9 protein-coding genes and 1 pseudogene are annotated in these 8,396 nt (G+C 51.4%); 2 read left to right on the forward strand and 8 right to left on the reverse strand.

Annotated elements, in window-relative coordinates; all coding sequences use genetic code 11:
- Positions 1–58 precede the first annotated feature (58 nt).
- From C812_RS16815 to C812_RS16835, 7 genes and pseudogenes are all read right to left on the reverse strand, one after another.
- Positions 59–1,093 carry an SPFH domain-containing protein gene (locus tag C812_RS16815; RefSeq protein WP_016313854.1) on the reverse strand — a complete coding sequence of 345 codons (1,035 nt, stop codon included), beginning with the start codon at positions 1,091–1,093 and terminating at the stop codon, positions 59–61.
- A gap of 21 nt (positions 1,094–1,114) precedes the next feature.
- Complete coding sequence (locus tag C812_RS16820; RefSeq protein ID WP_016313855.1) at positions 1,115–1,918, reverse strand: TPM domain-containing protein; 804 nt, start codon at positions 1,916–1,918, stop codon at positions 1,115–1,117.
- Positions 1,915–2,946 carry a TFIIB-type zinc ribbon-containing protein gene (locus C812_RS16825; protein ID WP_016313856.1) on the reverse strand — a complete coding sequence of 344 codons (1,032 nt, stop codon included), beginning with the start codon at positions 2,944–2,946 and terminating at the stop codon, positions 1,915–1,917. Before C812_RS16825 ends, C812_RS16820 begins: the two co-directional genes overlap by 4 nt.
- Positions 2,947–2,986: 40 nt before the next feature.
- Positions 2,987–3,676 (reverse strand): PspA/IM30 family protein, encoded by a 690-nt coding sequence (locus C812_RS16830; RefSeq protein WP_016313857.1) that lies wholly within the window; start codon positions 3,674–3,676, stop codon positions 2,987–2,989.
- 184 nt (positions 3,677–3,860) lie between these two features.
- Positions 3,861–4,010 (reverse strand): hypothetical protein, encoded by a 150-nt coding sequence (locus C812_RS22595; RefSeq protein ID WP_016313858.1) that lies wholly within the window; start codon positions 4,008–4,010, stop codon positions 3,861–3,863.
- Between the two features lie 472 nt (positions 4,011–4,482).
- Positions 4,483–4,688: pseudogene (locus C812_RS22600) on the reverse strand (carbohydrate ABC transporter permease); the annotation flags it as partial.
- Positions 4,643–5,194: a cache domain-containing protein gene (locus tag C812_RS16835; RefSeq protein ID WP_208855766.1), complete on the reverse strand. Its 552-nt coding sequence runs from the start codon at positions 5,192–5,194 to the stop codon at positions 4,643–4,645. The gene C812_RS16835 and the pseudogene C812_RS22600, both read right to left, overlap by 46 nt.
- 345 nt (positions 5,195–5,539) lie before the next feature.
- Here C812_RS16835 and C812_RS16840 point away from each other — a divergent pair, with 345 nt between their 5' ends.
- Positions 5,540–6,838 carry an arsenic transporter gene (locus C812_RS16840; RefSeq protein ID WP_036625849.1) on the forward strand — a complete coding sequence of 433 codons (1,299 nt, stop codon included), beginning with the start codon at positions 5,540–5,542 and terminating at the stop codon, positions 6,836–6,838.
- Between the two features lie 90 nt (positions 6,839–6,928).
- On the opposite strand, the gene C812_RS16845 is transcribed toward C812_RS16840, so the two are convergent.
- Positions 6,929–7,204, reverse strand: coding sequence for a DUF6809 family protein (locus tag C812_RS16845; protein ID WP_016313861.1), 276 nt, complete (start codon positions 7,202–7,204; stop codon positions 6,929–6,931).
- 171 nt (positions 7,205–7,375) lie between these two features.
- Here C812_RS16845 and C812_RS16850 point away from each other — a divergent pair, with 171 nt between their 5' ends.
- A complete protein-coding gene (locus C812_RS16850) occupies positions 7,376–7,906 on the forward strand; it encodes a hypothetical protein (protein WP_016313862.1) in 531 nt (176 codons plus the stop codon).
- The last annotated feature ends 490 nt before the right edge of the window (positions 7,907–8,396 follow it).

Below are 8,396 nucleotides of genomic sequence, written 5' to 3' on the forward strand. Positions count from 1 at the left end.
ACTGCGCCAAAAAACCCGCCCGAGCCGTTACGCTCAGGCGGGTTTTCTCGTATGACGCCTACACCAGCTTATGTCCGCAATTTGGACAGAAATTTGCGCCTTCGTTCTTCGTCCCGCAGTTAGGACAGAAGTTCGGCCGCTTCGCGCCGCCTTCCGCTGAGGAAGGTGCTGCAGGTTGCGACGGTTGGCTCGCCCCCGAGTTTTGCGGTTGGGACTGTGGCTGCGGACGATCCTTCCCCTGGTCCGTTTCGGAATTGAGATTTTTCATCATTTCTTTGGCCAGGTTCATCCCCATCATCATCCCCGCCATGTCCGAAGCAGCCCCGCCGCCCTGCACCTTGCCTGAGGCCATGCCATCCGTCATACTGACCTGCTGGTATTTCGATAAATTGCCGATCATTTCATGCGATGCCGTCTTCGTGATCATCTCCTGGATTTCCTTCGGATAACTGAAGCTCATTACCTGGAAGCCCGTAATCGCCAATCCGTCGTCCATGACCTGCATATCGAGGTCTTCCCGGATGCCCCGTGCGATCTCTGCAGCGTTGGCTTGCAAATTAAACATATCTTTGCCTTCCCGGCTAATCCATTTCATCAGCAGTTGATCGAGCACGGAGGTGATCCGAAGCTTGACGTCCTCCACCAAGTAGCTTTGCTTAATGCCCGCAATCTTATCGATTAAAGTCACATAGTCGTTGACCTTGAAGTTAAACGTCCCGTTGGCACGAATCGGCATTCCGCCAGGGAGCTGCGGCGTCGGGATTAACACCGGATTTTGCGTGCCCCACCGGACGGTGAACTCCTTCGTGTTGACGAACAACACCTCAACCCGCATGCCGCTGTTAAAGCCGAATTTGAACCCCTTCAGCGTGGACAGGAACGGGACGATCTCCGAAGTAATGTTATACTCGCCTTCTTCCTTGAAAATCCCCTCGATTTTCCCATTATTGATAAAAATCGCGTCCTGCCCCGAGCGGATGATCAGCTTACTCCCTTTTTTAATTTCACGGTTGTTCCATTTCCAGAAAATCATGTCGTCCCGGAATTCTTCCCATTCCACGACATTGGCAAATTGGCTCTTAAAAAAACTCATCAGCTCTTCCTGCCCCTTCCTTTAAAATGATCCTCGGCTTCCGCTATGGGAGTGTCCGCCGCTGGTTGTACCACCGCCGCCTCCACTGCTGCCTCCGCCTCCGCTGTTGCTGCTGCTCTCAATCTTCGTCTTCGTTACCGTCGTATGCAAATAATTGTCCTGTCGCCAAATGACGCCGGAATTAGCTGAATCCTCATAGGTACGACCGCTCACCGTGATCCGACCGCCGCTTCGGAACGCCATTATGAAGACGACCCCCGCTCCGATCACCAGTGCAATCACAAGCTGAATGCCGGTGTTGAACAGCGGATTATCCGGATTCACCCCCGGCCGGAACTCCGCATACCGGTAGGCCGTGCGTATGTATTCTGCAAACGCACCGTGATAATCACCTGCGGACAGCATCGGGGTAATCTTGTTGCGGATTTTGTCTAAACGGCTGTCGTCCAGGTATTCCTCCCCTTTATAGAACCCTGCCAGATAGAGATCCCGGTTCAGCATATCCAACGTCAAAATCACGGCATTGCCATGCGGTTTGTCGTAACCAGGAGCCCGTTCATCGTAGAAATCCTCTGTCAGCTTGACAACATCCTCGCCTTCAGGATTGTCTGTGGTATAGATGATGATATCGAGCGCTCTTTTGGGCCCATATTCATTCGCCAACGCGTTAAGGTCTTCCATTTCTCCCGGAGAGAGAAGTTCGGCCTCGTCATATATCAATTGCTTATTCGCAAGCGGTGATTCCGCCTGAGCCGTTAACGGGGTCAGCATATTTAGCATGATCAAGAGCAGGAACGAGTACACCACGACCCATCGCTTGTTCATAGGAATACGCCTCCCCACAGCCAGGCCAATATTTTAAGTCCAACAAAAGAGAGCGCCGAAACACCGGAAAACCACGCCGCCATTTTCCCTTTGCTAAGCGGCGGCTTTCCGACCACTTTGCCTGTTTGGCCGTTCATCGCGAACGTGTATTGTTTTCCCTTGTAGTTGTAATACACCATCCAGACCGGAAGCAGTACATAATTCGCTCGTTTGACTGTCGTATCGATCTGTTTGTCCGCGTAGCTTACCGTCGTGTATTCGGAAACGGTTGAAGAAATATAGGATTCGATATAAGGCATCGTTTTTTCCCGAGCTCTCGGGGTAAGCTGCTCGCTGGTATAGTTGTATTTTTCAGCAATGTATCCCGCAAGATAGGGCGTCTTAAACGTCTTTAATTGGTCGTAGGGAAAAGGCTCCAGCTTATCCATCAACTCATCGTCCATCTTGGCCGAGGCATCGATCGGCAGCCGGACATAGTTCAGCCGAATTTTCCGGTAAAACTCGTAATGATCGGTTTCCGTATATTGATAATCGCCTCGGCGATAGCTTCTTACCTTCGTTCCTCGGCCGCGAACATCGATATTGTTCAGCAAATCGTACATCCAGAATGGCACATACATGCCGGTAATCCCCTGGATGCGGTCCGCGGTCATGAAGCCGCGGGGCGTAAGCAACCCTTTTCGGCACCATTTCTTGAAGGCCGCCATCGCCTCTTCCTTGCTGATCGCAAAAGGGATCACCTGCTGCGGCGCCAGCTTTCCGCTCAGGCGATCGCTAAGCACCACCGCGGAACCGCAAAAGCTGCACGTCGTTGCGCTGGTTTCCGGCTCCGTTACGATGACCGCCCCGCAGCTTTCGCAGTGGTATTCCCGAACCTCGTCCTCCGTGAACACCTGTTGCTTCAATGGGTCGGGAAGTTGCTCGATGTTGTCCTTGCGGCCGCAGCTTGGACAGGACAGCATGCTTGTCGTGCTGTCGAACGTCATGCCGCTGCCGCAGCTCGGACATTTGTATTCAATGACCGGCAAATCGTTCACCTCAATCCATTCAAAATCAAGTGCAGGCAGCTCACTGATTTAATTTCGCCTTGAGCGCCGCTAGTTCATCTTCAGGAGTCGATGCTGTGGCTTCCTCCGCTTTCGCTCCCGCCGCATTGCTCTTCTCCAGCTCCGCGAAGATCGCGTCCAGATCGTCTTCCTGCGATCCCGCCCGAAGCTCCGCCAGAGCCAGCGCTTCATTCAACGCTTGATCCGCCTTCGCCTCCAGTTCGCGAAGCGCTGCTTCGGTTCCTCCAGCAGCCTGGGCCTTATGTAACGCTGCGGCCTCTGCCAGCTTGCTCTTCAGCGTCGCTTGCCGCGCTTCCAGCTTCTGCAGATCGGAGACCAGCTTCTCCTCCATCTGCTTGATTTGGTCGGCCTGACTCGCTGCCTGCTCATAGGCCGTCTGCAGCTCCTGCAGCCGTTCCGCCTGCTTCGCCTTCCGCTCCAGGAATTTTAATGCAGCAGATTCGTCGCCAGATTCCACCGCCTTCTCCGCATACCTTTGCAACTTCCGAACTTCCTCAGCGCACTCATCCAGCGCACGCTTGGCTCGGTCTTCCGCTGTCTGTATCGCAGCCGACTCGGCCTTGACCTGTCCCAAATCCAGCCGTAATTGACGCAGGTATTCATCCACCGTCGCCGCCGGATCCTGTGAACGCTCCAGCCTAGCGGAAAGATTCGACCGCATCACATCTTTAAACCTCGACAAAATCCCCACTTCCCGTCCCTCCTTCAGTTGGTCACTTACTTAATAATACAGTAGAAACAACCATTTGGTTTCATGGCGGCTCCCGAGACCGGGCAAAAAAAACGCCCCGAAGGGCGTTCTTCCCGTACAAGCGGCTATCGCAGACCGCAAAAAGACATGGGATCAACCGATCCACAACTGCACTAATGACGTGCTAGTGTTGGGGATGATCTTTTTTCTCGGAGTAGGCGATCAGATTGACCTTTTCTCCGATGGATTGCTCGATTTTCTCCTCCAGCTTCCGAATCTCCTGAACCAGCGATTCCCGGCCCTCCAGATCCGTGAATACGTAATCCTGCTGCATGATGCACGCTCCTCCCTGTTTTTAGGTAACTTGCGCGGAAAAGCGGGGTTCTATGCAGGTGAGGGCTGTATGCTATTCCTTACTTCACATAGCGTAGCGTGTGGAATAAGGGACTTTTATGATCTTATTGGGGCGGTTGAAGTCGTGGTGCATTAAATAAAGGACTTTTGTGGCGTTATTTTACTGGAGTTCCGCGTATCCCCCTTTTTACTGAGCTTGCCGGGTAGCTGGGATCGTCGGGTTTGCAACCGTAGTTTCCGTTCTAACGCTTATGAGCGGCGCTATTTGGGGATTTACGGCGTGGTTTGAAATCTAACGCTGATCAGGAAGCTTATTTCCCGATTTCAGCGAAAAAAAGGGGGGGGCTTCCGTGAATAAGCTCTCTGGCAAGCGTTAGAATCTAAAACCACCCGATTTTCGCGAAATAAGCGCCGTGGCAAGCGTTAGCGGGAGAATTGAACACGGAAAGAGCTCACCCCTTGATCGAACCGATCATTACGCCTTTTTCGAAGTATTTTTGAATGAAAGGATAAATCACGAGGATCGCAGCGTAGACACGATAATCACGCCATGTTTAATCTGGTCGGCATACCTTTGCGCATAACCGCCGGCATCGCCGCCCGTAACCGCCCCTACCTGGTTGGATAGCAGGATATCTCGCAGCACCATCTGCAGCGGCTAACATATTGCCAACCGTTTTTGTCCGAAACCGCATAGGAGACGATATACGTTGTGCCTTTGATTTGGTGGATAACGGAGGTAAGATCGCCGCTGTTCTCCCGCTCCATTCGGTCCACCAAACTTGCCAGATCATCCGAGCTCCGAACCAGCGAACCGTTTGAAGCGACCAACAGCTGCCCCTGCTCGTCGAGGATAAAAAAGTCTCCCAGATAGTGCACTGACACCGATCCCATCATGTGGAGAATCGTATCCCCCTTAACCAGGATTATCACCACGCCGGGGGAATGGGACCCGCCGACCGGTAACGGCTGCAGAAAGGTCAGCATCCGCACCCGGTTATTGCCTGGAATGATGACCTCCTCCACCGGCCGGACGAGAGGCGCGTCCAACGTATGCAACGTCTCCTTCATATAGGCGGGCTGCCAATTCTCATAGGTAAAGCCGATCCCGGGAATCGCCATATCCTCCATACCGTATACGCTTCCAGTTTTGGAGAATAACATACCGTGTCTCGCACATAGAGCAGCGTGTTGTAAATGAAGGCATCGGTGGCGTTTTGGTCAGTAAATTCACCTTGTGTCTCCCCATGGAGGGTCACCTTCCTTTCCGTTAATAGGTGAAAATAAGTGGGGAAATCCGTGGAGTGAGAACTTACGGGATACTAACAAAAGTATTGTATTATACCAAAATATAGATTTTATAAACTATTTTTAATATTTTCTTGTTCTCCTTCCTCTCCCTACCCTATGTACAAAAGAGAAAAGCAGTGAGACAATGATTAACGGCTTGTTTCTTGTTTGATAGAAAAAGAGATAGATCGAGAGCATTTGGGGGAAGAAGAGAAACCGATGGGATTTGAACTCATTGCAGCAGTACTGATTTTTGCGATAACTTTAACCTTTGTCATTTGGCAGCCGAAGGGGCTGAATATCGGGTGGTCTGCGTGCGGCGGAGCGGTACTGGCCCTGGCGGCCGGAGTCGTCGGATTTGACGATGTAGGGGAAGTCGTACAGATTACGTGGAACGCCACTTTGACGTTTATTGCGATTATCATCATTTCGCTGATCTTGGACGAGATCGGCTTATTCGAGTGGGCGGCGCTGCACATGGCCCGGGCCGCCAAAAACAGCGGCATCCGCATGTTCATTTACGTCAGCTTACTGGGGGCGGTCGTTTCGGCGTTTTTTGCCAATGATGGGGCTGCCTTAATCCTCACGCCAATTGTGTTGGCGATGGTCCGACATTTGAATTTTGAGGAAAAGATGATCTTTCCGTTCATCATGGCGAGCGGGTTTATCGCAGACACCACTTCTTTGCCGCTGGTGGTCAGCAATCTGGTGAACCTCGTGTCAGCGGATTATTTCGGGATTGGGTTCGCGCAGTATGCCGCCCGGATGATTGTTCCCAACCTGTTCTCGCTTGGGGCGACGGTGGCGGTGTTGCTGCTTTATTTTCGCAAAAGTATCCCTCGCGACTATGACCCCTCCAAGCTGAAAGCACCGGCTGAAGCGATCAAGGACCAGCGCTTGTTCCGCATCTCCTGGGTCGTGATGGGTGTTCTGTTGATCGGCTACCTTGTGAGTGAGCTTCTGCATCTTCCGGTATCCTTGCTCGCCGACACCGTGGCTTTGATCTTCTGGGCTATCGCCCGCCGCAGCCAAGCGGTTGACACGAAGGCTGTCATGACGGGGGCGCCGTGGAATATCGTCGTCTTCTCGATCGGGATGTACCTTGTCGTGTACGGCCTCGGCAATGCCGGGCTGACCGAGATCTTGGCCAAGCTGCTCCAAGCAGCGGCAGATGAAGGTCTGTTCATATCCACGATCGCCATGGGCTATATCTCGGCATTCTTGTCGTCGATCATGAACAACCTGCCGGCCGTCATGACCGGCGTACTCGGCATCGCCGACACGTCCACCACCGGCCCGATCCGCGAATCGCTGATCTACGCCAACGTCATCGGCGCCGACCTCGGCCCGAAGATCACGCCGATCGGCTCGCTCGCGACCCTCGTCTGGCTTCATGTCCTCGCCAAGAAGGGTGTCCGCATCTCCTGGGGCACGTATTTCAAAGTCGGCATCGTGCTAACGATCCCGATTTTGTTTGCGACATTGGTGGGGTTGTGGGTGGTGTTGGTGGTGTTTTAGGAGGGGGCAGATGCTCCCTTTTTTTTCATTCTTATAGAAGATAAATCCTGTAAAGTTGCTGAGCCAACGGTTGCCTGGACTTTATGAAGGCTACGCCCTGTCCCTTGAAAACACCTCAATCATCAACCCTGCACCCAACCTAAACCCCCGCGCAAACGCCGCCGCCATCTCCATCCCTTGAATTTGCTGCTGCAAGTCGATTAGAGCCTCCAATTCGGCAAAATCCTCACTCGATAGTTTCTCTTTCCAAACCATCGTCGCTTCGGATAATTCTCTGCTGAGTTGGCGGTATTGCGGGTCTTTGGGGATGAGCTGCTGCTCGGGGATGATGTAGTCGTAGTATAAGGATTCTAGAAAGGAGCGCATCAAAAAACCTCCTTTTGGGGATAAGAATAGCAAAATGGGAGGCTGCATGTGGTACGTATATGCGTAACATATCTTTTCTAATTTTGGATTTTATATGTAGAATAGATAGAAAGAATCTTGTGACTGAGGTGGGAAATGAAATGGAGCACAAAGTGCTGATGAGGGATACATATGATCAATAAGAGGTGGCTTATCCGCGGACTTACCCTAGTCTGTCTTATATTGCTTACTCTCCTAACTCAACGCGAATCCTACAGCCCTATTACCGACTCCCATATTCAGCAACTGCAAGAAAAGGAGCACTTCGAAGTACTGGACGTGAAGATAAATAACGAAGTGGACAAGCCGTTTGCTTATGTTTTTTATCAAAGGGGTGCTAAAATCGGAGCTTGTGTCGTTAACGTAATCAATCAAAAACTGGATTATCATATGGATCTCATGCTAAACGAAGACGATCGCAACCCTGTTCAGGTGTTTGGCGTTCAGACTGGTTATCCCTATCTCATGATTCGTATTCATGATGATCAACTTCTTCAGGAGGGAAGCATCATTCAGGCCACATTCAACCAAAATGACTGGCATCAGCTAGGTTTGGATCCTTCAAGAAGAGATTATATTGTGCTAGGAGACTACGACGAAGCAGCCCAAGGAACAACGTCGGTACAAATCTATAACAGAAATCAGGAACTGGTGTATGAGTAATTAGCGGATGGATGGTCTTATGCCTAATAATCCAAGACTTGAAACACATCAAAAATCCGCCATAATCCAATTTTTAAACGAGCATTTTAATGCGCATACCGGCTGCAAGGGGGGAGCTGCGCCCAGATGGTGATGTAGATATTGCCTATCTATCCGACGAGCCAACCCCTTCCGCTTATGAACTATTTATAGCCGCTTTAGGCAGGACCCGCATTTTTGCGAGCCCTCAAGGAATATGCCTGCTTAACGAACGCAAGGAAATCATGGAAAATTACCGGTGAGGGTGAGCGAATTGAGTCGTGATATATCTAGCCCAATTTCAATCCACGCACCTACATGAGGTGCGACCGTACTTTTCGATTACCTCAGCCAACTCCTCCGGTATTTCAATCCACGCACCTATGTAAGGTGCGACCCGGCACCGTGCAAACCCAAACAGCATCCCAATAAAATTTCAATCTACGCACCTATGTAAGGTGCGACGTTAGGT

This window comes from Paenibacillus barengoltzii G22 (assembly GCF_000403375.2).
In the GTDB taxonomy this organism is placed as follows: Bacteria; Bacillota; Bacilli; order Paenibacillales; family Paenibacillaceae; genus Fontibacillus; species Fontibacillus barengoltzii.